34 protein-coding genes and 6 other RNA genes are annotated in these 23,080 nt (G+C 67.0%); 16 read left to right on the forward strand and 24 right to left on the reverse strand.

Annotated features, from left to right (window positions below):
• The 24 genes from IH54_RS0106335 to IH54_RS45330 all read right to left on the reverse strand — a co-directional run bounded on the left by IH54_RS0106335 (window position 1) and on the right by IH54_RS45330 (window position 8,077).
• Entirely contained in the window at window positions 1-432 is a 432-nt protein-coding gene (locus tag IH54_RS0106335; protein ID WP_031513646.1) for a hypothetical protein, read from the reverse strand.
• A 264-nt stretch (window positions 433-696) separates the two neighbouring features.
• Entirely contained in the window at window positions 697-882 is a 186-nt protein-coding gene (locus IH54_RS0106345; RefSeq protein WP_031513650.1) for a hypothetical protein, read from the reverse strand.
• A complete protein-coding gene (locus tag IH54_RS0106350; RefSeq protein WP_031513652.1) occupies window positions 879-1,109 on the reverse strand; it encodes a DUF7417 domain-containing protein in 231 nt (76 codons plus the stop codon). The genes IH54_RS0106345 and IH54_RS0106350 overlap by 4 nt, the downstream gene beginning before the upstream one ends.
• A gap of 18 nt (window positions 1,110-1,127) precedes the next feature.
• Window positions 1,128-1,190, reverse strand: an RNA gene (locus IH54_RS42395) — hammerhead ribozyme type II.
• Window positions 1,191-1,196: 6 nt separating this feature from the next.
• Window positions 1,197-1,379 (reverse strand): hypothetical protein, encoded by a 183-nt coding sequence (locus IH54_RS0106355; RefSeq protein WP_031513654.1) that lies wholly within the window; start codon window positions 1,377-1,379, stop codon window positions 1,197-1,199.
• Window positions 1,380-1,589: 210 nt separating this feature from the next.
• Window positions 1,590-2,003: a hypothetical protein gene (locus IH54_RS0106365; protein ID WP_031513656.1), complete on the reverse strand. Its 414-nt coding sequence runs from the start codon at window positions 2,001-2,003 to the stop codon at window positions 1,590-1,592.
• Between the two features lie 11 nt (window positions 2,004-2,014).
• Window positions 2,015-2,317 carry a hypothetical protein gene (locus IH54_RS0106370; RefSeq protein WP_031513658.1) on the reverse strand — a complete coding sequence of 101 codons (303 nt, stop codon included), beginning with the start codon at window positions 2,315-2,317 and terminating at the stop codon, window positions 2,015-2,017.
• Complete coding sequence (locus IH54_RS47585; protein ID WP_267965170.1) at window positions 2,317-2,439, reverse strand: hypothetical protein; 123 nt, start codon at window positions 2,437-2,439, stop codon at window positions 2,317-2,319. The genes IH54_RS0106370 and IH54_RS47585 overlap by 1 nt, the downstream gene beginning before the upstream one ends.
• 18 nt (window positions 2,440-2,457) lie before the next feature.
• An RNA gene (locus IH54_RS42400) (hammerhead ribozyme type II) lies at window positions 2,458-2,522 on the reverse strand.
• Complete coding sequence (locus IH54_RS0106380) at window positions 2,522-2,773, reverse strand: hypothetical protein (protein WP_031513660.1); 252 nt, start codon at window positions 2,771-2,773, stop codon at window positions 2,522-2,524. The genes IH54_RS42400 and IH54_RS0106380 overlap by 1 nt, the downstream gene beginning before the upstream one ends.
• On the reverse strand, window positions 2,770-2,979 hold the full coding sequence (locus IH54_RS0106385) for a hypothetical protein (RefSeq protein ID WP_031513662.1): 210 nt from the start codon (window positions 2,977-2,979) through the stop codon (window positions 2,770-2,772). The genes IH54_RS0106380 and IH54_RS0106385 overlap by 4 nt, the downstream gene beginning before the upstream one ends.
• Window positions 2,976-3,323 (reverse strand): hypothetical protein, encoded by a 348-nt coding sequence (locus IH54_RS41420; RefSeq protein ID WP_052397140.1) that lies wholly within the window; start codon window positions 3,321-3,323, stop codon window positions 2,976-2,978. Before IH54_RS41420 ends, IH54_RS0106385 begins: the two co-directional genes overlap by 4 nt.
• 97 nt (window positions 3,324-3,420) lie before the next feature.
• Window positions 3,421-4,038, reverse strand: coding sequence for a DUF7178 family protein (locus IH54_RS46080; protein ID WP_199923336.1), 618 nt, complete (start codon window positions 4,036-4,038; stop codon window positions 3,421-3,423).
• Between the two features lie 18 nt (window positions 4,039-4,056).
• An RNA gene (locus IH54_RS42405) (hammerhead ribozyme type II) lies at window positions 4,057-4,133 on the reverse strand.
• 145 nt (window positions 4,134-4,278) lie between these two features.
• Window positions 4,279-4,341: hammerhead ribozyme type II (locus tag IH54_RS42410), an RNA gene on the reverse strand.
• A gap of 16 nt (window positions 4,342-4,357) precedes the next feature.
• Window positions 4,358-4,750: a hypothetical protein gene (locus IH54_RS0106400; protein ID WP_031513668.1), complete on the reverse strand. Its 393-nt coding sequence runs from the start codon at window positions 4,748-4,750 to the stop codon at window positions 4,358-4,360.
• Window positions 4,751-4,771: 21 nt separating this feature from the next.
• An RNA gene (locus IH54_RS42415) (hammerhead ribozyme type II) lies at window positions 4,772-4,836 on the reverse strand.
• Window positions 4,837-4,983: 147 nt separating this feature from the next.
• Entirely contained in the window at window positions 4,984-5,217 is a 234-nt protein-coding gene (locus tag IH54_RS0106410; protein ID WP_031513670.1) for a hypothetical protein, read from the reverse strand.
• 11 nt (window positions 5,218-5,228) lie between these two features.
• A complete protein-coding gene (locus tag IH54_RS0106415) occupies window positions 5,229-5,411 on the reverse strand; it encodes a hypothetical protein (protein WP_199923337.1) in 183 nt (60 codons plus the stop codon).
• Window positions 5,412-5,426: 15 nt separating this feature from the next.
• Window positions 5,427-5,606 carry a hypothetical protein gene (locus tag IH54_RS39380; RefSeq protein ID WP_043180008.1) on the reverse strand — a complete coding sequence of 60 codons (180 nt, stop codon included), beginning with the start codon at window positions 5,604-5,606 and terminating at the stop codon, window positions 5,427-5,429.
• A 22-nt stretch (window positions 5,607-5,628) separates the two neighbouring features.
• Window positions 5,629-5,691, reverse strand: an RNA gene (locus tag IH54_RS42420) — hammerhead ribozyme type II.
• 20 nt (window positions 5,692-5,711) lie between these two features.
• A complete protein-coding gene (locus IH54_RS0106425; RefSeq protein WP_052397141.1) occupies window positions 5,712-6,104 on the reverse strand; it encodes a hypothetical protein in 393 nt (130 codons plus the stop codon).
• A gap of 1,141 nt (window positions 6,105-7,245) precedes the next feature.
• Window positions 7,246-7,896 (reverse strand): hypothetical protein, encoded by a 651-nt coding sequence (locus IH54_RS0106430; RefSeq protein WP_031513676.1) that lies wholly within the window; start codon window positions 7,894-7,896, stop codon window positions 7,246-7,248.
• A 10-nt stretch (window positions 7,897-7,906) separates the two neighbouring features.
• Entirely contained in the window at window positions 7,907-8,077 is a 171-nt protein-coding gene (locus tag IH54_RS45330) for a hypothetical protein (protein WP_159011687.1), read from the reverse strand.
• Window positions 8,078-9,183: 1,106 nt separating this feature from the next.
• Here IH54_RS45330 and IH54_RS39390 point away from each other — a divergent pair.
• The 16 genes from IH54_RS39390 (at window position 9,184) to IH54_RS0106525 (ending at window position 23,076) form a co-directional block, all read left to right on the forward strand.
• Window positions 9,184-9,462, forward strand: a complete 279-nt coding sequence (locus tag IH54_RS39390; protein WP_043180011.1) for a hypothetical protein — start codon at window positions 9,184-9,186, stop codon at window positions 9,460-9,462.
• Window positions 9,459-9,695 carry a hypothetical protein gene (locus tag IH54_RS0106450; protein WP_031513680.1) on the forward strand — a complete coding sequence of 79 codons (237 nt, stop codon included), beginning with the start codon at window positions 9,459-9,461 and terminating at the stop codon, window positions 9,693-9,695. The genes IH54_RS39390 and IH54_RS0106450 overlap by 4 nt, the downstream gene beginning before the upstream one ends.
• 286 nt (window positions 9,696-9,981) lie before the next feature.
• Window positions 9,982-10,413, forward strand: coding sequence for a hypothetical protein (locus IH54_RS0106460; RefSeq protein WP_031513682.1), 432 nt, complete (start codon window positions 9,982-9,984; stop codon window positions 10,411-10,413).
• 16 nt (window positions 10,414-10,429) lie between these two features.
• Window positions 10,430-12,070 carry a hypothetical protein gene (locus tag IH54_RS0106465; protein WP_031513684.1) on the forward strand — a complete coding sequence of 547 codons (1,641 nt, stop codon included), beginning with the start codon at window positions 10,430-10,432 and terminating at the stop codon, window positions 12,068-12,070.
• A gap of 31 nt (window positions 12,071-12,101) precedes the next feature.
• Window positions 12,102-13,586: a phage portal protein gene (locus IH54_RS0106470; RefSeq protein WP_031513685.1), complete on the forward strand. Its 1,485-nt coding sequence runs from the start codon at window positions 12,102-12,104 to the stop codon at window positions 13,584-13,586.
• Entirely contained in the window at window positions 13,583-14,671 is a 1,089-nt protein-coding gene (locus IH54_RS0106475; protein WP_031513687.1) for a hypothetical protein, read from the forward strand. Before IH54_RS0106470 ends, IH54_RS0106475 begins: the two co-directional genes overlap by 4 nt.
• An 18-nt stretch (window positions 14,672-14,689) precedes the next feature.
• Window positions 14,690-15,199, forward strand: a complete 510-nt coding sequence (locus tag IH54_RS0106480) for a hypothetical protein (RefSeq protein ID WP_031513689.1) — start codon at window positions 14,690-14,692, stop codon at window positions 15,197-15,199.
• A gap of 68 nt (window positions 15,200-15,267) precedes the next feature.
• Window positions 15,268-16,326, forward strand: a complete 1,059-nt coding sequence (locus IH54_RS0106485; protein WP_031513691.1) for a hypothetical protein — start codon at window positions 15,268-15,270, stop codon at window positions 16,324-16,326.
• A gap of 71 nt (window positions 16,327-16,397) precedes the next feature.
• A complete protein-coding gene (locus IH54_RS0106490) occupies window positions 16,398-16,871 on the forward strand; it encodes a hypothetical protein (protein ID WP_031513694.1) in 474 nt (157 codons plus the stop codon).
• 5 nt (window positions 16,872-16,876) lie between these two features.
• On the forward strand, window positions 16,877-17,209 hold the full coding sequence (locus tag IH54_RS0106495; protein ID WP_031513696.1) for a hypothetical protein: 333 nt from the start codon (window positions 16,877-16,879) through the stop codon (window positions 17,207-17,209).
• Window positions 17,209-17,652 (forward strand): DUF5403 family protein, encoded by a 444-nt coding sequence (locus IH54_RS0106500; RefSeq protein ID WP_031513699.1) that lies wholly within the window; start codon window positions 17,209-17,211, stop codon window positions 17,650-17,652. The genes IH54_RS0106495 and IH54_RS0106500 overlap by 1 nt, the downstream gene beginning before the upstream one ends.
• On the forward strand, window positions 17,652-18,149 hold the full coding sequence (locus IH54_RS0106505; RefSeq protein ID WP_031513701.1) for a hypothetical protein: 498 nt from the start codon (window positions 17,652-17,654) through the stop codon (window positions 18,147-18,149). The genes IH54_RS0106500 and IH54_RS0106505 overlap by 1 nt, the downstream gene beginning before the upstream one ends.
• A gap of 11 nt (window positions 18,150-18,160) precedes the next feature.
• Window positions 18,161-18,901: a hypothetical protein gene (locus tag IH54_RS0106510; RefSeq protein ID WP_031513703.1), complete on the forward strand. Its 741-nt coding sequence runs from the start codon at window positions 18,161-18,163 to the stop codon at window positions 18,899-18,901.
• Between the two features lie 144 nt (window positions 18,902-19,045).
• Entirely contained in the window at window positions 19,046-19,390 is a 345-nt protein-coding gene (locus IH54_RS0106515) for a phage tail assembly protein (protein ID WP_031513705.1), read from the forward strand.
• A gap of 65 nt (window positions 19,391-19,455) precedes the next feature.
• Entirely contained in the window at window positions 19,456-19,776 is a 321-nt protein-coding gene (locus IH54_RS0106520; RefSeq protein ID WP_199923338.1) for a hypothetical protein, read from the forward strand.
• Window positions 19,777-19,779: 3 nt separating this feature from the next.
• The gene (locus tag IH54_RS0106525; RefSeq protein ID WP_031513709.1) at window positions 19,780-23,076 is read left to right on the forward strand and encodes a phage tail protein; all 3,297 of its coding nucleotides are present in this window, start codon (window positions 19,780-19,782) and stop codon (window positions 23,074-23,076) included.
• Window positions 23,077-23,080 lie beyond the last annotated feature (4 nt).

Raw genomic sequence — 23,080 nt, forward strand, 5'->3', positions numbered from 1 at the left:
TCAGCTCGTCTCCTTGTGGCCGTCGAAGCAGTAGACGTACGAGGTGTCGCCCACGCTGGCCCAGCAGAGACGGTGGCCCCAGACGGTGCCCCAGTATTCGCGGTGAGCCTTCTTGTTGGCTGCCGTCCACGCCTTCCGCTTCGCCGGGTCGTTCAGCTTGGGGTCCAGGTAGACGACGTTCCCCGCGCGGTCGACGTAGTACGAGTAGCCGGCGGTGTCGCCACGCCGACCGGCATCCCAGTAGCAGTTGCGGTCGTCCGAGTCGTCAGTGCACGGCCGGCTCGGGACGTGGAATACGGGGAGGTACACGACCTTCGCCGGTACCGCTGGCGGCTTGTGCTTGGTTGTCGGCGAGGCCGAGGCCCGGGAGGTCGAGGCCAGGGCCCCGAGCAGGGCCGCGACCAGGAGACCGATCAGTAGGTTCTTCTTCACGAGGGGTTCCCTTCATGCTGAGTGATCCGGTGCGAGGCGGCGGGGGCGTCCACTTGGCAGGAAGTTGGTATTGGTAGGCGGTCAGCTCGGGAATCTCGTGAGGCTCGGCGACGCCGTTCGCGACGGCGACGGAGTACACATCGACGAACAGGGCTATCGCCTTCTTCACGATGTCGCTGTTGGTCAGCCCGGTCGGTTCGAGGATCTGGAGGTGCCGGGCCAGTTCCTCGTCGACTCGCGCAGCAACCTGGCGGGGCGGGGTGCTCAACTCGGACCCCCCGTCAGACGCTGGATCTCCTCGCGGAGCATGTCCTTCTCGCGCGCTTCGCTCATGAGCAGATCGCGCAGGTCGGCGAGCTTGAACTGCGCCCACGCGGCGAGCTTCGCCTCGCGCTCGTTCTCAAAGAGCTTGGGGTACGTGCGCTTCAGTTCTTCCCAGCGCTGATTCATGCCGCGGCCTCCGCCAGCTCCAACTCGGCGAACTCCGTCACGCGCCCGTCCTGGGTCAGGTAGCCCGCGTGCATCAGGTCGACCGCGGCCCGGACGTACGAGCCCTGGAGGTTCGCGATCATCCCGCTCCGGACCAGGAGAGCGAACAGGTCCAGCGTCTCCCTGGCGTCGAGCTCACCCGCCTCGAAGGCCATGATGTCGATGGCGATGTCCTTCATGCGTCCCATGTCTTGTCCCACTTACACACTCGGTTGGCTCATCAGGACCGGAGATCCACTCCGGCCGACCCCCTGCCGGGGGTTTCGCCTTGGGTGCTACTCCTCGCGGACGCTGACCGCGTAGGCCCGCTCCTCCCCCATCGGGTCGCGCGTCACCACGCGGATCTCCACGGGCTCGCCGGAAGTCGGAGGGATCAGTTCAGCCGAGATGATCGCGGCCGGACGGGCAAGGCCCGCGAGGAAGGAGTAGAGGTGGTATCGAACTTCGAGGGCGTTCACCGCGACCTCCGTTTCGTTGGTTACACTAACACGATTGCGACACTTACACATCTCTGTCGAGGATTGCGTGCCATGCGTACTGGGCGGCGCAGTAGTACAGGGACTCAGACCCTTCTCCGCGGCCGGCCGCAACCCAGCTACGTTCGGCCGCGTCCACCTCGTACAGTGCAGCGGTTGCCTCGTCGTCGGGCCCCGCCATCGGACGGCGGATCACGAGTACACCAGGTCCCCGAAGAGTGCCACCTGCACGATCGCGTCGGCCGCGTCCGCGTCGATCATTCCGGTCTCGATGCCTTCCTCGTCCTTGTCGAGCCACGACTGCACGATGTACCCGTGGATTTCGCTGTTGACGTACCCCTGGTCCAGGTCGAGGAGCTTGGCGTATGCCTCGCGAACGTCGTCGGCGTTGAGGTAGTGGACGCCGTCGACCTCGCGCTTACCCCCGAAGTTCCGGTCGTCGATGCCCTCGACGATCGTCCAGGTCTTCCCCTCGGGCAGCGCGTCGAACTCGGCCTGCGTCGGCCGCATCGCCCAGTACGTGATCCCGCCCTCCGCGGCGGTGTCGATGATGTCCTGGGCGATCGAGTCGGTGAGGCACTTCTTGATCTGAGCGGCGGTAGGCACTGTTGATCTCCTCAGTCCTCGGTCATGATGACGGCCCGGTGCGTCCGGGTCGATCGGATGAACTCCGGGAAGGTCCGCACGATCGCGGGCGCAGAGAGCTGGTCGTGAACCAGCCGGACGAGGATCAACTCACCGGTCGGGCAGCACCCGTCGATGCAGTTGTCCCAGTAGGCGATCAGTCGCTTGTCCTCGATCCACATGTCGTTGACCGCGGTCTCGAACTCCTCCTGTCGCGCGTCCTCGTCGGGATTGACGAGGATCGCGCGCAGCTTCTCGGCCCAGCGGTTGAACCGCTCGTCGATCGACTCGGACATCAGACGACGGCCGAGCCGTCGTACTTGTTACGGCGCACCTCGCGCCGCTCCAGGGTGGTGGCCCTGTCCTTGCGCTTCGAGTCGCGGACGGTGCGGTCGTGGTCGCGGAACTTGGGGGTCATCTGCTGTGCTCCTTGCTACGTGGCCTGGCTCGTCAGGACGTGGGCTGCCATCCCACGCCGACCCCCCGCAGGGGGTTTCGCCTTAGCCGAACCGGAAGGTCAGACCCAGCAGCTCGGGGACGCTGGACTCGACGATCTCGACGTCGTACCAGGCATTCCCGCGGGTCCGGCCCGCGCCGGTCTCCGGGAAGATGTGGTCGTCTGCCCAGTCGCTCCGCTCGTCGGTGTCCTCCGCGGGAAGCGGGAGGGGAACGGTGACGACCGCCTCGGTCTTGATCTCTGCCCCGCCCTCGTAGGTGTTGGTGATGGCGAGCTTCACCGTCGCCTCGCTCACAGCCCCATCTCCTCGACCAGCTCGTCGACCGTGGGAGTCGGCTGCAACTCCCAGGGCAGTGCCAGGAGCAGGCCCTCGACCTGGTCCGCCAGCTCGCACAGGGTCAGCCACTCCGGGGTGCCCGGGTCCTGCTCGGTGCGCCACTCCTGCACCTCCTTGACGAGGGCCTGGAGCTTCGTCGTGCGCTCTCGGATCTCTGCGCTCACAGGGCCAGCTCCGCGACGTACTCGGCGATCTCGTCGTCGGTCATCACGCGGCCCTCGCCTTCCGGGTCGTCCTCGTCGTAGACGTGGTGCATGTCGTCGACTTCGTCGTCGGTGGCGTGACCGCACAGCCAGTCGATCGCCACCCCCTCGTTACCGGAGACGGCCAGGACCCGCGCGATGGCGTCAGCCTCGGAGCAGGTGAAGTGACCACCCGCCTCGGCCGTACCGAGCCGCGTGAATACCGCTGCCAAGTCGTCAACCGCGTCAATCAGTCGCTCGGGGGCCCGGTGGTTCACGGTCACCTCTACGACGGTCGGACGGAACAGTCTGCGGAACAGCTTCATTCGTCACGCCTTCACGTTCTGGCCTGCCTCATCGGGCCGTGGTCTGCCATCCCACGACGACCCCCGAAGGGGTTTCGGCGTTGCGACACTTACACAGCTAGACCGCCTTGACGAACTCGAAGCCCCTCGTCGAGGTGCCGATCAGCCGATCTCTCCACACCACCCAGGTAACGGCCTGAACCGTCGAGGGGAGCTCGCGCAGCCGCTGGGCGGCCTCGCGGTAGCAGCGCGCGATCAGGGCGTACCGGCCCTTCGCACCCAGCCCCCGCTCCCGCGCCCCGTACTCCTCGCCGACCGCGATGTCGTGTGCGTGCCGGTCGACGCAGACCGCCTCCGCATCCTCCGGGTCGAGTATGCAGCGGTAGAAGTGGCCGGTCTTGCGGTCCATCGGGAGCACTTCGATGGGGTCGGCCCCCGCCAGGATCTTGGCGGCCTTGGCCAGGGCGTCGCCGAGGTGCCCCGAAGGCTCCCCCGTCTCGTACGCCGCGGTGGCCAGCTCGACGTTCAGGGGCCAGGAGGTCTGCGGGGACAGCGCGGCCAGGAGGCCAGCCCCCTTACGCGCGTCACCGTCCGTCATCATGGTCGCCAGGTCGTGGGCGTTGCGATACCAGAAGCGCCCCTGCGTCTCTTGCTCCTCGGTGGCCGCCCACCACGTGTTGATGACGTTTTGGACAAACCCTTCACGCGTCGCCCCGTCAGCCCTGATGTCGATCATGAAACCTTCCTTCCCCTCCCGCGGCTGCTCATCAGGAGGCAGGCACCGCCCTGCCCCGACCAGGACGACCGAGAGCGGCCGGCCTGGTTTCGCAATGAGGTGTTACGTGACGCTGATCAATCGGGGCTCCCTGTGAAAGCGGTACTCGGCGTCTGTCCCCTCGCGAGGACGTCGAGCGTCGAGTAATGCCTGGTTCCGGGTGATCTTCATGTGACCCTCTCGGACTTGGTGAAATGTGCTACGCGGTTGGCTCATCAGGGCCCGGGAACCACCCGGACCGACCGGCTTTCGCCGGTTTCGCCTTGCGACACTTACACAACTACAGCTTCATGAACACTACGTCGGGCGCGCCCAGCGTCCAGTTCGGGACGCGCTCGGTCTCGACGAAACCGAATCGCCGGTAGTAGTCCGGCAGGAACCCGTCGAAGCAGTCGAGTTTCGAGGCCCCGTAGTGCAGGATCGCGTCCCACACCATCCCCTCCCCGCGTCCCTTGACCAGGCTGAACAGCCCGATCAGGATCCCGTCGTTCGCCACCCCGAAGCCCGACGCGAAGTCGTCGCTCAGGTAGTAGCGGGCGTCGCGAGGCATCTCCTCCGGCTTGCTCGTCGCCTCCGCGATCCTCGGGGTGGTCAGCCTCGCGAAGTCCAGAGCCGCGGTGTACTCCTCCCACGACGCGGGGTGCACGATGCCCGTCACGATTGCAGTGGTCACGCTTTATCTCCTCAGGAGTCGAGCAGGCTGGCTCATCAGCGACCGGCAACCCAAGCCGGTCGGACGCCCCAAAGGGCGTTTCGCCTTACCGGGGTGTGACTCGCGTCAGTACCTCCGGGTCGTGCTTCGCGTGCCACTCCGTCCAGCACGCCTCCGAGCAGAAGTCCTCGTGTGCCCGGATCGGGGCGTGGCACCCGTCGTTCTCGCACTCGTCGATCTCCACTGCTCACCCCTCAGTTCGTCGCGAAGCCGCGCAGCTCGGCGAGCACCATCAGGCACTCGGTGACGGTCGTCAGGTCCGAGTAGTCGATGCTCGAACCGTGCTGCTCATCCGAGAATCGCTGGAGCTTGGCCCGGAGCTCGGCCGGGGAGGCGGGCAGATACTCCGCCATCAGTCGGTCGAAGGACTCCGGACTGGTCTGGAAGCTGCCGTGCGTCGTGACGCGCAGCCGAACGTGACCGAACAATCCCTATCCCCCTACTTCTTGAGCCAGGAGCAGGCGTACGCCGAGCCCTGGTCGCAGTCGTCCTGCTTGCTGGTCGCGAAGCCGTCGTTGTATGTACTCACCGCGTCGGCGCTCTTGCCCGGCCGAACCTCCGGATGGATGGTGCCGAACACCACACCACCACCCAGGAGGAATCCGACGAGCAGCGCCACCATCGAGCGCTTCATCGGTCAGGCCCCGGCCAGGACGCGGGCCTTGCGGGCGTTGAAGCGCCGCACGTCGGCCTGGTAGGTCTGCTCCTGGAACTCCAGCGCCAGGGCGACCAGGCTGTTCTTGCGGAGCTCGCCGTTGATCCGCGCCCGAATCCGGCCGTACTGGATGCTCTGCGGGGTCTTGTCCAGCGACACCATGACGTACTCCCTCTCGGAGTTGAGCAGGCTGGCTCATCAGCGACCAGGAACCACCTGGCCGGACCCCCTCTCGGGAGTTTCGCCTTGCGACACTTACACATCTGGTCAGATCAGACGGAGGCACGTCACCTTCCGGACCTCCAAGGTCAGCCAGCCCCCGGCCTCCTGGTACTGCGGCTCATACGGGGAACTCTGAGCGTCGGCGAGCAACCACTCGACCGTGAAGGTAGCGACGCCGGTCAGCGCCTGAATCCAAGCCAGGGCCACTTCACTCTCGAAGGGCCAGAGCTCGATGACCGGGTCCGACTCGCCCTCGCCGTCGAAGGTCTCGACCACGTATCCGGCCTGGGCGATCGGGGGCTTGGGGTTGATCTCGGTGAGGTACTGCGGGTAGCCGAACCGCCCGGCGCAGTCGATGCAGAGGTGCTTCCTCACGCCTTCGGTGGTGTCGTAGAAGTGGGTCGCGTTGGCGGCGTGGCCCAGGTAGGTGCAGTTCATGTCCGTCCCTCTCGACGTTGTTACACTTACACACTTGGTGTTCAAGGTCAACCCGCATCGGCGGGGACCTGGCACCTCCGGGGGTCCTTGACGACCGTGGACCGCTCCCCGAGGGGCCGGTCACCGGAGGCTTTGCGGAAGCCTTGCGGCTCCCCCCGCCCCCTTCACGCCGGGGGCGGGACTTCCTTGTGAGACTCAGTCTCTCGACTGTGTCTCGCCGTTCCCTCCGCCCCGTTTCCGGGGCCGTTCTGGGAACGGTGACAGTGACTCGCCTTGCCCCTCTCGGTCACAACCAACTTGCCTAGTATCGGCGGCGCAAGGGCTCACCCCACGCCGTTCCACGCCCCGTACGGGCGACGCTTCACCAGGATTGGCCGGGTCGGATTGTGGCCGCAAAAGCGGCCCCGACTCTGCTCAGGTCTGTATGTCGGAGGGTTTCGCGAAAGTCTCCCACTTGCACAGCCCCAGGACCGCAGATGGTGGCCCATCCCTGGTTCGATTCGGTGTTCGGCCGGTAGCCTCCCCTACTCACCCACACACTCCCAGAGGGGGTGCTGCGACGTCCCTTGCGGGGGCCGGATGAGCGCCTTGCGAAGTTCTGTGAGCCGCTGGCCTGCTGGCCTTGGCTCGTTCCGAGCTTACCGGGCTCGGGCCGTTTGTGCAACTTGCGCTTTGCTCAACTTACACACTTGGGGAGCCGTTAACCACCGGTCGCAGTTCGTTCCCAGGTGCATCGGTAACCCTGGTCACTCGCCCTGTGCTGTCTTGCTGAGCTCGACTCTACACGAAGTTGAGCCGCTGTGCAAGTGTCGCTTGCGCTTCCCTTGCGGCGTCCCGTGGTGGCGACGGGCAGAACGTTGCCACACTTGCACACCGATGTCAAACCTCGCAGGTCAGGGGGCGTCCGAAGGGGGATCAGATCGCATCTAAGCGGCGTTCCCAAGGGCGTTGGGCCAGGGTGTCAACGCGCCTTCAAGGGCAGCCGAGGGCACGCGTTCTAGGCCACCTGAGACGTGCCTGTCAAGCGTGAGCGACGACACCTTGACGCCGAGCGGCGGGGTGGGGTATAACCCCCTGCGCGCGAGAGCGGAGACCGCCACGTCTTAGCGGCCAAGATCGCGCCACGGTTTCAGGGTCGATCTCACGATCGAAAAAGCGTATCAGCAGCCACAAACACCAAGGTCACGCAGAACGCGATGGGTGGCAGATTGTCTGTCACCTTCCTCGTCCAATGAGGCTCCTCGACAGCAGCCCCCTCGCGGCGATCCACGTCGACCAGGGGGACACTGAGGAACTGCACATCCGCCTGGGCGCCATCGACAAGTATCGAGATCCGCACAACCTGCTTACGCGCCAGGAGGAAGGGCTTCACCGTGAGGCTGTTGCGCGAAGCGGGATCGACCTCAACGACGGGAGGAGTGCTGCCAGTCGGCTCCGTCGAGACGTCAAGCACAGCAACGATGTCGGCCCCGAGGTCGTACTTGATCGGCGCGCCGGCGTGAAACTGGTCGAGAGTGATGTCCTTGCGACCGCCGTTTTTGAGCTCCAGCTCAATTACGCGAGGCCGAAGAACAGGCGTAATGCCGTGAGTCACCATGAGCGCGCTGGTCGCACTATGAGAAGCCACAAACAGTGACGTGTTCGCCAGGGTCCGGTACACAAGGCGACGCTTGGGGTTGCTGGCCCGCACGGTCGCTAACGCGCCGAGCGCTCCGAGCGCCAGGGCAACAACTGTCGTGACAGCGAACTGCCAGAAGTCGCCGTCCTTGTACCAAGCCGCCGCAGTCAACATGCCCCGGATTCTAGAGCGTCCCCTCCAGGGCTTGACGAACATGGTCAGCATTCAGCGCGACCTCCGGGTGCGCGGCGGCGAACAGCCGCAGCCGGCCGAGCGGGGAGTCGGGGGCGGGGGGCTCGGTGGCCAGCTCGGTGCCGGCGACCTGAAGGGCGAAGGCGAGGTCGTCGTCGGTCATGCCCTCCAGCGTAAGGCGTAGGCCAGCAAGCCGCCCACGCTCTGTGGCGCCCCTCCGGGCGCCCCCAGCCGCTTCGCCAGACATCTCTTCGCCGCTGCTACTAGCCTCGGTGGCCGCCGCCAGGCGGCCCAGCCCCAAGCCTCATGTGTAAGTGTGACCACCGTCACGTGAAGTGGTCTTTGTGCGAGGCCAGCCGAGCTCCGTATCTATAAGTGTAAGTAGCTAAGAGCAAGACGAACTTGCAGGCTGAAGGCCCTGTCGGGCCTCGCTGGAGCAAGCGTGCTTCGCAGTTAGGGGCGCGGAGCGCCCCACTGAGCGTAGCTACTTACTACCTACAGACCCCCTCGGGTTGACAGCTCATGGCAGCTACCTCGACAGGTAGGACGTCACCGAGGGTGCAACTTCCACGTCGGAGGTGATCCGATGCCGAACTGGGAAGGGTCGGACAGGCGCTCGCGCCTGCCGGCCGACTGGCCCAAGCGCCGGCTCCGGGTCCTGCGGCGGGACGGAGGGCAGTGCACCGCGCTGACAGAAGCGGGTGGACGCTGCATTTCGACCGCAACCGACGTGGACCACGTCCGACCCGGTGACGATCACAGCGACTCGAACCTGACGTCGTTGTGCTCATACCACCACCGGATCAAGTCGAGCCGTGAGGGTGCGGCGGCCTTGGCCGCCAAGCGACGTGCGATCGAGCGGAAGTTCCGACGCACCGAGCAGCATCCCGGGCTCCTCTGACCCGCGCTCCTGGGCGCAGGGGGACAACACCGCCCCCTGAGTCTGTCCCGGTTGAGCGCGAGCGCCCCCGAGCCCTCCTCTCCTCGGGCGAGGCGCCGGCCCCTGGCTCACCACCAGGGCCGAGACTTCCGGCCGCGCATGTGAGTCCTCGTATGCGTTGCGCGGCCGGGTTGAGGCTGGGGGTCGCTCCCCCGCGTCGGCAGGTTCGCAGCCGGTGCGTGCACCCCGGTTCGTGGGTTCGATCCCGCGCGGCGCACAAGGAGCGGATGACGGCCATGCTCCTTCGATCAAATAGCCCGTCCGTGCCTACCGGGCCACACGTCATTAACGCCCGGCATTCTTCGAAGGAGGGGACGCGCATCAAGACCGTGAAGATCAAGGCTGACGACGCCCGAGACCTGCTCGAAGGCATCTCGTCTGCCGGCTTCGAGTACGTCACGGACGTGCAGACCGGCGAGAGTCGATGGCATGAGCTTCGACAGCTCATCGTGCGCGACGAAGCCGGCCAGCTCTTCGCGAGCGACTACGAGGACGGCCTCACCGAGAACCAGGAGGGCGACCACTGGTGGTACCGGGAGTTCGCCGAGTTCTACCCGGTGCGTCAGCGCGAGGTCGTCGTCGTCGAGTACGAGCGGATCTCCGCGTGACCGGCTGGACCTGGGCGTGGATCGCCTGGCTCGGCGCCTTCGTGGTGATCGAGGGCAAGGCGCTCTTCAACAAGACGGAGGGCGACACCCTCAGTGAGCACGTCTGGAAGTGGTTCGCTACGGGCCAGGGCTCGGCGGGTACTCCGTCCGGCTGGGTCCGGCTGCGCCGTTTCGGCCTGCTCGCGTTCATGGCCTGGCTGTCCGTCCACTTCCTGACGGGCGGCCGATTCTAAGGAGGGGGCCCTGCCCGATACGTACGACAACACCACCTACAGCTTCGAGCTGGGTCCGACTGGCAGTCTCAGCCAGACGGTTCCCTCGGAGCTGCGCACGCAGGAGGTCGACGCCGCGGCGAAGGCCGTAGCCGACGCCTACCTCGCGTTCTGCGCGCTCATCAACTTCGAGCCCTACAGCGTCCGCGTGGTCCTCTACACCGAGGCTGGCGAGCGCGACAGCATCGAGCTGATGTCGACCGAGCCGAACGAGTCCGGCGGCGAGTGAACTGAAAGGAGGTGACCGGTGGGCGCACGTGGCCCTGTCCCAAACCGTGAGGAAGACCTCGCGCGCCCCCGGTCGCGCAAGGGGTCCGACGAGCAGGAGACCAAGCGCGGCATGATGCGGCCGGTCCGCATCCCCCGCGCTGACCCTGACTGGCACCCGGCTGCCAAGCAGCTCTACGAGAGCCTGCGGAAGTCCGGGCAATCCGACTTCTACCAGCAGTCCGACTGGGCCTACGCCTGGGCGCTCATGGACGACTTCTCGCACTACAAGAAGTCGTACAAGCGCTCGGCGCAGATGGCCCAGACCCTGTACTCCGCCCTCGGGAACCTCCTGGTGACCGAGGGCGATCGGCGCCGCGTGCGCATCGAGCTCCAGGAGCCCGAACCGGAAACGACGCCGGCCTCGATCCTCGCCATCGCTGACTACAAGCGGGAGCTGGAGGTCGACTGACCCTTGGAGGTGGGCCATGGCTCATGCGCTCACCCCCGAGGAGATCGACCTCCTGGAGCCCAGCCACATCGGCCCGACCTGGCAGAAGGACACCTTCGGTCGCTGGGTCTTGCCGGAGAAGACGCTCGGCTGGCAGATCGCCGGCTGGTGCTCGGAGTACCTGCTCGCCGAGAACGGCGGGCCCTGGAAGCTGACGAAAGAACAGCTCCGCTTCATCCTGCACTGGTACGCCGTGGACGGCGCCGGCCGGTTTATCCACCGCAAGGGCGTCCTCCAGCGCATGAAGGGCTGGGGCAAGGACCCGCTCCTCGCGGTCATGTGCCTGGTCGAGCTGGTCGGCCCGAGCCGCTTCTCCCACTGGGACGAGGCCGGCGAGCCGGTCGGCATCCCGCACCCGCAGGCGTGGGTGCAGGTCACCGCGGTCAACCAGTCGCAGACGACGAACACGATGAGTCTGATCCCGTCCCTGATGTCGGACGCCTTCAAGGTGAAGTACGGCATCAAGGACGGCGCGGTCCTCATCCGTGCGAACGGCGGCAAGTGCCGGCTCGAAGCCGTGACGTCGAGCTACCGCGCCCTAGAGGGCAAGCGAACGACGTTCACTTTGCTGAACGAAACCCACCACTGGGTGAGCGGGAACAACGGCCACCGGATGTACGAAACGATCGACGGCAACGCGACCAAGAAGGACTCGCGGTACCTGGCGATCACCAACGCCTACCTCCCCGGTGAGGACTCGGTCGCTGAGCGGATGCGCGAGGCGTGGGAGAAGATCCGCGAGGGCCGCATGGCCCAGATCGGCTTCCTCTACGACAGCATTGAGGCTCACCCGGAGACTCCGCTCACCGCGGAGTCCCTGCGCATCGTCATCCCGAAGATCCGGGGTGACGCGGTCTGGCTGAACGTGGAGTCGATCATCGCGTCCGTCATGGACGCCACGATCGCTCCGTCCCGGAGCCGGCGCATGTGGCTGAACCAGGTCGTGGCCGAAGAGGACGCGATCTACGGGCCGGCCGAGTGGGACCCACTCCTCGACGAAGGCAAGTCGCTGAAGCCCGGAGACGAGATCGTTCTCGGGTTCGATGGCGGCAAGACCTCAGACAGCACAGCCTTGGTGGCTCTCCGCGTGCGCGACATGCACGCCGTCCTCCTCAACATCTGGGAGCACCCGGAGGGTGAGCAGGCGAAGGAGTGGACGGTCCCGCGGCATGAGGTCGACAGCGCCGTGCACGAGGCGTTCCGCCTCTTCGAGGTGCAGGCGTTCTTCGCGGACGTCGCGCTGTGGGAGAGCTACATCACCGACTGGTCGGAGACGTACGGCGAGGGCCTGGCGGTGAAGTCGCCGGTCGGCAAGGACTCGATCGGCTGGGACATGCGTGGCTCGCAGAAGACCGTGACGCTCGCCCATGAGCGGCTGATGCGCACGATCTTCGACAAGAAGCTGTCCCACGACGGTGACCTGACGTTGCGCCGGCACGTGCTCTCAGCTCGCCGTCGCACGAACAACTACGGCATCTCCTTCGGCAAGGAGAGCAAGGACTCCCCGCGCAAGATCGACGCCTACGCGGCGCTGATGCTCGCGCACGAAGCCCTCCACGAGCTGCGTACGCGCGGCAAGAAGGTCCGCAAGCGGACCGGCCGGGGCTACTTCATGTGACCTGTGTAAGTGACGCGAAAGGTGGTGAGGCATGGCCGACACCAGCCCGAAGGCTCTGGCAGTGGAACTCCTCGCCATTCTCGACCGTGACGAGGGCCGCCTGGAGCGGATCGACCGTTTCATCCGCGGCCGGCACGATGACCCGTACATGCCGCCCCACGCGGACGACGAGTACAAGCTGCTCGCCAAGCGCGCGGTCTCCAACTGGATGCCCCTGCTCATCGGCACGCCGGCCCAGGCCCTGTACGTGGACGGCTACCGGCCGGGCACCGACGAGGGCGGCCTGCCCAAGGCGTCGGCCTCGACGAGCCCGCAGTGGTCGCACTGGCAGCGCTCGCGCCTGGACGCCCGGCAGGCCGCCATCTACCGCGGCGCGCTCGGCTTCGGTCACTCCTTCGTGCTGACGGAGCGGACCAAGAAGGGCGTGATCTCGAAGGGCCTGTCGGCGAAGAAGACCGCGGCCCTGTACGAGGACCCGGCCAACGACGACGAGCCGTACGCGGCCCTGACCGTCACGGCCTGGCCGAAGGACAAGAAGCCGGGCAAGGCCCGGATGTTCGACGGCAGGTACGAGTACGCGGTCACGTTCGAGTCCCTGCTCGACGCGGATTCGGTGCGCGCCAGTAAGGGCGTGCTGCACGGCGCCTCGGAGTGCCCGGTGACCCGCTTCGCGGCCCAAGTCGACCTCGAAGGTCGGACGGTCGGCGTGGTCGAGCCGATGATCCCGTTGCAGAACCGCCTCAACCAGACGATCTTCGATCTCCTGGTCGCACAGACGTACACCTCGCACGAGGTCCGGTACGCGACCGGCATGGCTCCGCCCATGCTGATGGAGCTGGTCGACGAGAACGGCAACGTCACCACCGACGCGGCGCTGGCGGTCGACACACGGCCCAAGCTCGGGCCGGACGGCAATCCGATGCCGGCCCCGATGAATCACAACGCGCGCAGGTTTCTGTTCGCGGAGGATCCGGACGTCAAGTTCGGCAGCCTGCCGGCCGGCCCAATCGCCCCGCTGATCGAGTCCGTCGACATGAGCATCCGGCACCTGGCCGCGATCTCGCAGACTCCCCCGCATTACCTGCTCGGGCAGATCGCGAACCTGTCCGCCGAGGCGTTGCTCGCCGCCGAGACGTCGCTGAACCGGAAGATCACCGAGTTCCAGTCGCTCTTCGGAGAGGCATGGGAGCGGGTGTTCAGGATCGCGGCGGAGATGGACGGTATCGAGTCCGCCCAGGACGACTACATGGGCGAGGTCAAGTGGCGCGACATGGAGTCGCGTTCGCTGTCGCAGTCCGCTGATGCGCTCGGCAAGCTCCGCGACCAGCTCGGTATCCCCGCGCAGGGTCTGTGGAAGCGCGTGCCTGGCGTCACGCAGACGGAGTACGAGGACTGGGTCGACATGGCCGAGGACGAAGACTCCGCCGGCAAGCTCGCCAACGCGCTGACCCGGGCCACGCCTTCGGCTGACCCGGTGCCGGCCAGTAACGACAGCAACGGGGCGGTCGCCGCGTGACGAGCTGGTCCCGCGAGTCCGAGGCCGATCGGGCAGCCGCCTCGTTCCAGACGGCGCTCAACCAGATCGGCGCGGCCACCGTCGTGGACGCGATGACGCTGTGGCAGGACGTCCCGACAGATGCTCGGACGTCCACCGCGGCCGGCTGGCTGAAGCGGGCCATCACGCTGGTGATGGGCCGGCGCCGGCAGAGCCGAGACCTGGCCCGCGCCTACTACCGCCTGGCCCGCGCTCTGCGGACCGGGGCGACGGTAGCTGACCCGTACCACCCCGAGCCCACGTACATCACCCTCGACGTGCTCCGCCGCGAGTTCGCCGAGCTGGCAGGAGAACCGCCTGAGAGCCCCCAGGAGGAGCCCTCGGACTCTTCCAGCTCCAACACCTCGGACTCCTCCTCGTCGGCCGCGACCAGCGCGTCTGGGGAAGCCGGCGGGGAGGCCACCGACCCTGACCAGGATCGGGAGGACGAGCTCGACCGCATTCTCGTCGAGGAGATCGAGGGCCTGATCGCAGCCGAGGAGCAGGCCGAGCGCGACGCGGAGCAGGAGCTCCGCACCGTGCTGGAGGCCCTCGGCTCGAACAACCTCCAGCAGAAGGTCGACGCGATCGACGGCGCCAGGAGCGCTGACGAGGTTGACCAGGAGCGCGAGGAAGCCCATCGACAGGCCGGCGCCCGCCAGGCCGCAGCCGCCGAGCGCGTTGCCATGAACGGCGGCCGGTCGGCGATCTGGACGCACATGTCCAGGGACCGCCGGGCGATTGGCTACATCCGACTTTCGCGTACCGGTACCCCCTGTGGGTGGTGCGCGATGTTGATCAGCCGTGGTGCTGTCTACAGCTCCGCCAAGGCCGCGGAGTTCGCGGACGGCGACAAGTACCACGACAACTGCCACTGCTACGCCGAGCCTGTGTTCTCGCGCGGGCAGTACCAGAGCTCGCCCGCATACGAGCTCAACCGCCGGTACGCCGAGCTGTGGCCCAAGGTCACGCACGGCCTGTCCGGCAAGGCGGCTGTGTCCGCCTGGCGCCGGAACATCCGGCAAACGCAGAAGGCCGCAGCCCAGGAGGCTCGGCGTCCCCAATGAGCGTCCAGGAGGCGTGAAGTGCCCGAGCAGGAAACCCCCAGCACCGAGACCCCGGAGACCCCGGCCGAGACCGTCGAGACGCCCCCGGAGGGCGAGCAGCCCAAGGGCGAGGAGACGGCTCAGACCGAGGAGACCGTTCCCGCGGAGGTGCTTCGCAAGAAGCTGACCGAGGCGAACACCGAGGCGGCCGGCTACCGCACGAAGCTCCGCGACGTGGAGGCCAAGCTCAGCGCGGCCAAGACCGTCGAGGAGTTCGAGGCGGCGACCGCCGACCTGAAGGGTCAGGTCGAAGCGCTGGAGCGACAGATCCTGCTCCGCGACGTAGCAGCGAAGTTCGAGCTCCCCGAGGCCCTGGCCAAGCGGCTGACCGGCACCACGCCGGCCGAGCTGGAGGCCGACGCCAAGGAGCTCCAGAAGCTCGTCGCACCGATCGCCCCCGCCTCGCTCAGCGGCGGCCTGGACCCCGACGACGGAGACGACTTCGACCCCGTCAAGGCCGCTCAGGAGGCGCGCAAGCGCCGCTACTGATCCACCCCGGCGTGTAAGTGACGCACGCCGAGCCTCCCTGCATCCCCTACTGACAGGAGAACCACACAGTGCCGTACACCGAGCACGACGTTGTCAAGCCGGAGAAGATCGCGGCCACCGCCGCGGTCGCCCTGGAGCAGTCCCTCGTCGTCCCCGCGGTCTTCCAGCGCGAGGGCATCGACCAGTTCAAGGGCGCCAAGGACGATACGGTCAACATCAAGGTCGAGGGCGTCCTGCCCTATCGCACCTACGGGTGGCGGAACGACCGCAGCACCGAGATCCAGTTCGACACCTACAGCGAGCGGACCGTGTCCGTGACCTTCGGTGGCGACGTCTACTCCGGCGTCCAGCTCACCGACGAGCAGAACGAGATGGACCTGAACGGCTGGGCCAAGCTGATGGCCAAGCAGACTGAGGCGGTCGGCAAGGGCCTGGAGTACCAGGCCGTCGACTACCTGCTCAACGCCCCGTACGAGGTCACCCTCGGCGGCGCGGTCTCCGGTCGCTCCCTGCGCCAGACCCTCATCCGGGCGCGCGAGGTGATGAACAAGTTCCGCATCCCGAAGGAAAGCCGGACCCTGCTGATCGGCTCCGGCTGGGAGAACGAGCTCCTGTCCGACGAGGATCTGAACCTCGCCTCCAACGTCGGCGACGCCGAGGCCGTCTCCGCTCTGCGCGAGGCCACCATCGGCCGCCGGTACGGCTTCAACATCGTCACCAGCGACGAGGTCCCCGCCGACTTCGCCGTGGCGATGGTTCCGAGCGCGTTCATCTTCGTGACCGGCGCCCCGAGCGTCCCGCAGTCCGTCCCGTTCGGCGCCTCCGCCAGCTACAACGGCGTGGCCCTGCGCTGGATTCGCGACTACGACTCCAGGCGCCTGATGGACCGTTCGATCGTGAACACCTACAAGGGCTTCCGGACCGTGTCCGACTTCCTGGTCGGCCGCGACAACCAGAACCCCTCGCAGGGCTACGTGTCGACGTACGAGCACTTCGTGCGCGCGATCAAGCTGGACCTCGACGCGACCGCGGACGTGCTGCCCGACCCGGACGGCCCGGACGCCAAGCAGCAGGAGCTCGCCGCGATCACCGGCATCGCCGGCACCGCGGACGGTGCCACCGTCTGATCGGCTGAGTGAGCAGGGCGGGGTGTGTAAGTGTCGCGCCCTGCCCCTCCTCGTGAGCGAAGGAGAACATCTTGGCGACCTACGCCACCCTCGACGAGCTGAAGGCTCGTCTGGACTGGACGCTCGACGCTGACGAGGAGCGCATCGCGAGCTCGGCCCTGGAGGACGCCTCCGACCTTGCCGGCCACTACGCCAACCGTGAGTGGCTGGAGGCGTCCGTCCCCCGCATCGTCAGGACCCTGGTCCTGAAGGCGGCCAAGCGGTACATGATCAACCCTTCGGGCTACACACAGTCCCGAGCCGGCGACGAAACCCTGGCGTGGAGTGACGCACAGGGCGAGGACGCCGGCACCGTCCACTACACCGGCGACGAACAGCGACTCCTCCGGGAAATCGGCGGCCGAAAGCCCGGCCTGGCCTCAGTGGAGGTCAGCGCCTGGAACTCGGTGCGCCGGCCCGTCACGGTCGGCCTGGTCCCGGTCGCACAGCCGGCCCCGAACGCCAAGCCTTTCCCGATGTTCTCGGACGAGATGGAGCCCTGGTGAGCTCCATGCAGCGCAGGCGCGGCGTCACCGCGCGGATTTGGAAGTCCTCGTACCGGACCGACCACCGCGGCAACCGAGTCTTGGTCGCCGACGCGGACGGCCCGTACGAGGTCCGCTGCGCGCTGATCCCGCAGCGCAGCGCGAGGGCCGAAGTGCCGGGCCAGCAGCAGATCAACATCACGCGGATGATCGTCGACCCCGACCTCGAAGGCGTGACGCTCTGGTCGCGTATCGAAGTGCTCGGGTCCGTCTGGGACGTGGTGACTCCGCCGGCCTACCACCACGGCGAGCGCCACACCCGGCACTGGTCGATCGACATCCGAGAGAGACCGAGCTGATGGCCACTATCTACCAGCGCACCCCGAAGCTGATCGCCCAGCTCCCCGAGGTCCAAGAGGCCATCTGGGAGCGCACCTTCGAGATCGCGGCCCGAGCCGAAGAGCTCCTGGTCGCGCACCGGTACGAGGGCATCGCTCAGGTCGACATCGCGAAGGGCGACATCGACGCCTACGTGGTGCTCGAAGACACCAACGTGACGAACGCGAGTGGTGGCGCCAACTCCGCTGCCTCGATCGAGTTCGGCCGCAACGGCTACAACGTGCAGGTCGTCAACGACCAAGGCGAGGTCGTGAGCGAGTACACCGTCGCGCCGGCCGAGGGCCTTCACATCCTCGAAGACGCCTCGCGCCTGCCGCGCAAGCAGCGCCCGGTGCACGTCGCGAAGACGGTGAAGATCAAGGCCAGCAAGTTCTACCGCAACCGCAGCGGGGGGCGAGGCTGATGGCTGGACTCCCCCCACAGATCAAGGCGCTGGCCGAACTGACTCCGGTCGAGGATCTGATGCTCGCGGTGCTCCGCCAGGGGCTCCCCGGCATCCAGGTCCAATCCCTCATCTCGAAGGACCAGACCTTCCCCCTCGTCCTCCCGCGTCGCGACACGACCTTCGGGAACTGGGCGGGCGACACCCGCTTCCTCGACGCGGCCCGCGTGTCCGTCGAGTGCTTCTGCGAGGACCCTGACGGCGACGAGGACGCGGCGATCCTCTCCGAGGCGGTCCGCGTCGTGCTCCGGGACGCCTGGCTCAGCCAGACGGTCTACCCGGGTCTCGGGCACATCACGCGAATCGACCTCGCATCCGCTCCCCGCCGGCAAACGGACTGGGCCACCAGCGCTGGCCCCGTCCAGTACGCCGACCTGCCGACCGGTGTCTGGCGCTACGAGGCGCAGTACGACATCGAGATCCGCAAGCCGCGCACCCGCCCGTACCCCACCCCGTAAGGAGTCCCTTCGTGGCACTGAACGACCTCGCAACTCTCGTCATCGGGAGCGGCAACTACCTGACCGCTGCGGTCGGCACCGACATCCCCGACGACCTCCTGGCACCGACCTCCCCCTGGGAGGCCGTGGGTCACACCAGCCTGGAGGACGTCCTCTCCATCAGTTCCGAGGGTGGCGACGCCACCACGATCGGCTCGCTCCAGAACAAGAGCCTGCGCACCAAGTACAGCGCGCGGACCGAGACGATCGCCTTCACCCTCCAGCAGTTCGACACCGCGGGCCTGAAGCTGTACTACGGCGCCAACGCCCCGCTCCTGCCGAACGGTCTGGTCGGCGTGCCGGCCGACCCGGTCCCGACGACCTGCGCCTTCCTCGCTGTCTTCGTGGACGGCGAGAACGTCTTCGGCATCTACGCCCCCAAGGCCGAGATCTACCGGGCGGACGACCTGAGCGTCGGCGACACCGAGTCGCTGGCCGGCCTGCCGCTCGGCGTCAAGCCGATGGCCTTCGGACCGAACAACTGGACCTACGCCATTACCCCGCTCGGCTCGGTCGTCGCCACCGGCGCGACCGCCGGCACCCCCGGCTCCTTCACGCCGGCCGGCGCGGTCAGCCCGTTCGACCTGGCCGACCTGGACTCGGTGATCGCCAACCCGGCGACCGCCTGGACCACCGGCCAGTACGTCAACCTCGGCGACGCCTCGAAGGCGCACTGGGACGGCTCCGACTGGATCGCCGGCCCTGTCGCCTGACCACATGTGTAAGTGTCGCTGACGCGACCTTGCTGCTCCCCCGGCGTGTGAGTGACGCGGACCTCCTCGCACGCCGGGGGCCCTTCGGGGCCCTGCCTGACGGTCCGCACCTGACAACCCACGACTTTGGAGGTCCGCAACCCCATGGCCAGCTTTTCTCTCGACGACATCCGTTCCGCCGCCGACGCCAAGTACGGCTCGACCGACATCACCGTGGACGAGAAGACCACCGTCCACCTGCTCAACCCGCTCCGGCTGCCGAAGGAGAAGCGCGCCCAGCTCGCCTCGATCCAGGACCAGCTCGACGCCGAGGGGGACGTCGACCAGGAGAAGGTGCTGTCCGACGCGATCCGCCTGGTGGCCGACCACCCGCGCAAGGCCGAGGCCCTGCTGAAGGCCGTGAACGGTGACCTCGCGGTGCTCGCCGAGATCTTCGAGACCTACGGCAAGGGCGCTCAGGTGGGGGAAGCCTTGGCCTCTGCCGCCTGATCGACGACTACGGGGAGGGGCTGTACGCCGACCTCCGGTTCCACTACGGCATTGACCTGGTGGACGTGATCGAGGGGCGAGGTCCCTCCCCGTACTTCGTCCTCGCGCTCGTGCGGAGGCTGCCTGACACCTCCCTGACCGTCGCTCTCGCGTCCGGCGGCCGGGACCAATTCGGCTGGGGCACAAACCGCCACATGCTCGCCGACGTCTTCGACGCGATCAACCAGAACACCCGGGCGACCGGCAACTTCAAGAAGCCACCCAAGATCCCGGCCTGGCCCCGCCCGAAGCCGCTGAAGCAGCCGGCCAAGGCCACGCCCGATCCCAAGCCCGGACGCCGAGTCTCCGTGGCCGACATCTACAGGAGCTTCACAGCCCGGAGGTAGCCCATGCCCGCAGGGCAGGTAATCGGCCGCGTCAGCGTCCGCGTGCTTCCCGACACCGACTCCTTCCGCCGCGATGCGCAGAAGAAGCTCGACGTGATCGAGAAGCAGCTCGAAGTCCCCGTGCAGACCAAGGCCGACATGACCGGCTTCCTGACGCAGATGCTGACCGAGATCCGCAAGATCTCGCAGCAGAACCGCCAGTCGGACGCACGGAAGATCAAGCTGTACACCCGCATCGACACCAGCACGATGACCGGCGAGCTGGCCAAGGCCATTCGGCAGTACAACGCGAAGGCTCGGTCCGGCTCGAAGGTTCAGCTCCAGACCGAGCTCGACGCGGGCGACGTCAAGCTGGCCATCAGCGAGGAATCGCTGAAGGAGATGACGCACAAGCTCAAGAAGTGGCGCGACGACAACAGCCCGCTCAAGATCAAGATCGAGCCTGACGTCGCCTCCTCGTCGAGCCTCGCGGCCAGCGCCCGCCTCGGCGTACTGACCCGGCCGCGGACGGTGTCCATCGTTCCGCAGATCAACAAGGCCGCCCTCGCGAAGGTCTCCACTCTGCTCGCCGCCCTGTCCGGCCTCCGGGTACTCGACCGGCTCTTCAGCGGCTTCCGGGACTTCATCAAGGATCTCGACCGGAGCGTCCCGCTCATCGGCACGCTCGCGGCGGCCATCGCTGGCGTCGCCGGCTGGATCCTGTCCGCGACGAGCAACCTCTTCGCGCTGTCCGCCTCGCTGGCGAACATCGGGCCGACCATCGCCCTGCTCCCCGGCCTGCTCGGGGGCTTCGCGGTCGGCATCGGCGTCACCGTCGCTGCGCTGAAGGACTTCAACAAGGAGATCCCCGAGGTCAAGGCAGCGCTTCACGCGCTCCAGGACTCGATCAGCGCGAGGTTCTGGGACCAGGCCAGGGCGCCGATCAAGGAGATGGTCGACGAGCTCCTGCCCGAGTTCACGGCCGGCGTCAACAAGACGGCCACGCAGCTCGGAAACTTCTTCGGTGGCCTGGCCACCAGTTTGAAGGGCGCCCTCGACCCCGAGCTCAACCAGATGTTCGTCGACCTCTCGTCGTCGATCCACATCGCGACGACCGGCACGGGCGCCTTCGCGAACATCATTACCGTGCTGGGCCGTGTTGGTACCAGCTATCTGCCGCAGCTCAGCCAGTGGTTCGTCAACATCTCCAAGCAGTTCTCGGACTTCCTGAAGGCCAAGGGCGACAACGGGATCACGGCCGAGATCGACGAGGGTATTCAGGCCCTGAAGGATCTCGGAGGCGTCCTCCACAACACCTACGGCATTCTGTCGGGCGTCGCCAAGGCGGCCACCGATGCCGGCGGTACGTCGCTCGCCTCGCTGAACAACGCGCTGGCTGGCATCCACAAGACGGTGGACTCCCCCGGCTGGCAGTCCGGCATGGTCGACGTCTTCAAGGCCGCGCACACGGCCATGGACAACATCGCCAACCAGTCTGGGCCGGCAGTCAAGACGCTCTTCAAGCAGCTCGGCTCTCTGCTCACCACAGTGCTGCCGGAAGCCGGCGACATCATCGGCAAGGCCCTCGGCGGCATCGCCAACGCCCTCTCGCAGCCCGCCATCTCGCAGGGCATCAGCGCCCTGTTCGACGGCCTGGACGGCGCAGTGACCGCGCTACTTCCCGCTCTCGACCCGGTCGGCCAGCTCCTCGCAGCACTGGCGCAGGTAGTCGCCACGATGCTCCCCGTCTTCGCCAAGCTGGTCTCGGCCGCGGTGATCCCGCTGGCTGGCGCGCTGTCTGCGCTCGCACCGTCGATCACGCCGATCATTTCGCTGCTCGGCGGCGCGCTGACGCAGGCGGTACAGATGCTCGCGCCGTACATCCAGCAGCTCTCGCCGCTCGTCGGCCAGCTCCTCAGCGCCGCATTCGACACGCTGGCCGCCATCCTGCCTCCGGTCACGGCCATCTTCGGCGACCTCCTGGCAGCCGTAGTGCCCCTGGCGAAGGCGCTGATCAGCAACCTGACTCCCGTCCTGCCCGTGCTTGGCGACGCGCTCGGTCAGGTGCTTACGGCGCTGGAGCCCCTTGTCGAGACGGCACTTCAGATCGTCACCGCGGTCATCCTGCCGCTCCTGCCGGTCCTGTCGCAGCTCCTTCAGCAGCTCCTCCCGCCCCTGGCGGACGCCATTACCCGAGTCGCTGAAGCGATCGAGCCGATCCTGATCGCGCTCCTCCAGGTCGTGACCGTCCTGATGCCGGTCCTCGCGCCGACCATCAGCTTCCTTGCCACCCTCCTGGGGACCATCCTGGTCGACGCGGTCAACGCGGTCGCCGAGGTCTTCGAGGGCCTGGTCGAGATCTGCATCGGCGTCTGGGACACCATCGTCGGCGCGATCGAGCTGGCCTGGGGCCTGATCTCCGGCATCTTCACCGGCAGCTTCTCGACCCTGGCGCAGGGCTGGTCGGACTTCTGGAACGGCATCTACAACATCGTCCACGGCGTCTGGGACATCATCCTCGGTGCCCTGCGGCTGTTCCTCGACATCGGCTTCCTCGGGGAAGTCAGCAAGGGAATGAAGGCCATCGGCGCCGGCTTCCAGGCCGGCTGGCGGGTCATCACGGACCTGTTCACCGCGAACTTCGCGACGATTCGCAGTTACATCACCCTGTTCAGCTCGGGCGCTCGACAGGCGTTCGTCGATGCCATGGCATCCATCGGGCGGTCGATCTCGTCCGCTTGGACCACGATTCGCACGACCGCTGAGACCGAGCTCGGCAAGCTGGTGACCACGGTCTCCACCTGGATCGGCAAGGCGGTCACCGAAGTGGGCACCCTGCCCGGCAAGGCGCAGGCCGCACTCTCGACGATGAGTACGGTACTGGTCGCGGCCGGTAAGGCGCTGATCACCGGGTTCATCGACGGCATCAAGAGCAAGTTCGGGGCGGTCAAGTCCACTCTCGGTGGCCTCACCTCGAAGCTGACGTCCTGGAAGGGTCCGGAGTCCCTGGACCGCGTGCTCCTGGTGGGCGCCGGCCAGCTCGTCATCGGCGGCTTCATCAAGGGGCTGGAGTCCCGCTACGACGCGGTCCGCAGGTCTCTCCAGGGCCTGACGGACGATGTCGCCGGCACGCAGTTCCAGATCCCGGGCGTCTCCGCGGCCGGGGTGTCCGGTGGTGTAAGTGGCGCAGTCGCGGCGGCTCTGAGTGGCTCGACTGGAGGCACGACGAAGGTACTCAACTACTACGCCGCGCCCGGCAGCAGTCTCGGGTCCGAAGAGGATCTGTTCGCCGCCGCCAACCGCGCCCGGATGGGATGGTGATCGA

Source organism: Streptomyces sp. NRRL F-5123 (assembly GCF_000721495.1).
GTDB lineage: Bacteria > Actinomycetota > Actinomycetes > Streptomycetales > Streptomycetaceae > Actinacidiphila.

Coding starts and splice junctions, on each gene's coding strand:
- IH54_RS0106345 (WP_031513650.1), bottom strand. CDS start 882: ATGAATCAGCGCTGGGAAGAACTGAAGCGCACGTACCCCAAGCTCTTT.
- IH54_RS0106350 (WP_031513652.1), bottom strand. CDS start 1,109: ATGGGACGCATGAAGGACATCGCCATCGACATCATGGCCTTCGAGGCG.
- IH54_RS0106370 (WP_031513658.1), bottom strand. CDS start 2,317: ATGTCCGAGTCGATCGACGAGCGGTTCAACCGCTGGGCCGAGAAGCTG.
- IH54_RS47585 (WP_267965170.1), bottom strand. CDS start 2,439: ATGACCCCCAAGTTCCGCGACCACGACCGCACCGTCCGCGACTCGAAG.
- IH54_RS41420 (WP_052397140.1), bottom strand. CDS start 3,323: ATGAAGCTGTTCCGCAGACTGTTCCGTCCGACCGTCGTAGAGGTGACC.
- IH54_RS46080 (WP_199923336.1), bottom strand. CDS start 4,038: ATGATCGACATCAGGGCTGACGGGGCGACGCGTGAAGGGTTTGTCCAA.
- IH54_RS0106415 (WP_199923337.1), bottom strand. CDS start 5,411: ATGGTGGCGCTGCTCGTCGGATTCCTCCTGGGTGGTGGTGTGGTGTTC.
- IH54_RS39380 (WP_043180008.1), bottom strand. CDS start 5,606: ATGGTGTCGCTGGACAAGACCCCGCAGAGCATCCAGTACGGCCGGATT.
- IH54_RS0106425 (WP_052397141.1), bottom strand. CDS start 6,104: ATGAACTGCACCTACCTGGGCCACGCCGCCAACGCGACCCACTTCTAC.
- IH54_RS0106430 (WP_031513676.1), bottom strand. CDS start 7,896: ATGTTGACTGCGGCGGCTTGGTACAAGGACGGCGACTTCTGGCAGTTC.
- IH54_RS45330 (WP_159011687.1), bottom strand. CDS start 8,077: ATGACCGACGACGACCTCGCCTTCGCCCTTCAGGTCGCCGGCACCGAG.
- IH54_RS0106465 (WP_031513684.1), top strand. CDS start 10,430: ATGGCTCATGCGCTCACCCCCGAGGAGATCGACCTCCTGGAGCCCAGC.
- IH54_RS0106470 (WP_031513685.1), top strand. CDS start 12,102: ATGGCCGACACCAGCCCGAAGGCTCTGGCAGTGGAACTCCTCGCCATT.
- IH54_RS0106495 (WP_031513696.1), top strand. CDS start 16,877: ATGCAGCGCAGGCGCGGCGTCACCGCGCGGATTTGGAAGTCCTCGTAC.
- IH54_RS0106500 (WP_031513699.1), top strand. CDS start 17,209: ATGGCCACTATCTACCAGCGCACCCCGAAGCTGATCGCCCAGCTCCCC.
- IH54_RS0106505 (WP_031513701.1), top strand. CDS start 17,652: ATGGCTGGACTCCCCCCACAGATCAAGGCGCTGGCCGAACTGACTCCG.
- IH54_RS0106515 (WP_031513705.1), top strand. CDS start 19,046: ATGGCCAGCTTTTCTCTCGACGACATCCGTTCCGCCGCCGACGCCAAG.
- IH54_RS0106525 (WP_031513709.1), top strand. CDS start 19,780: ATGCCCGCAGGGCAGGTAATCGGCCGCGTCAGCGTCCGCGTGCTTCCC.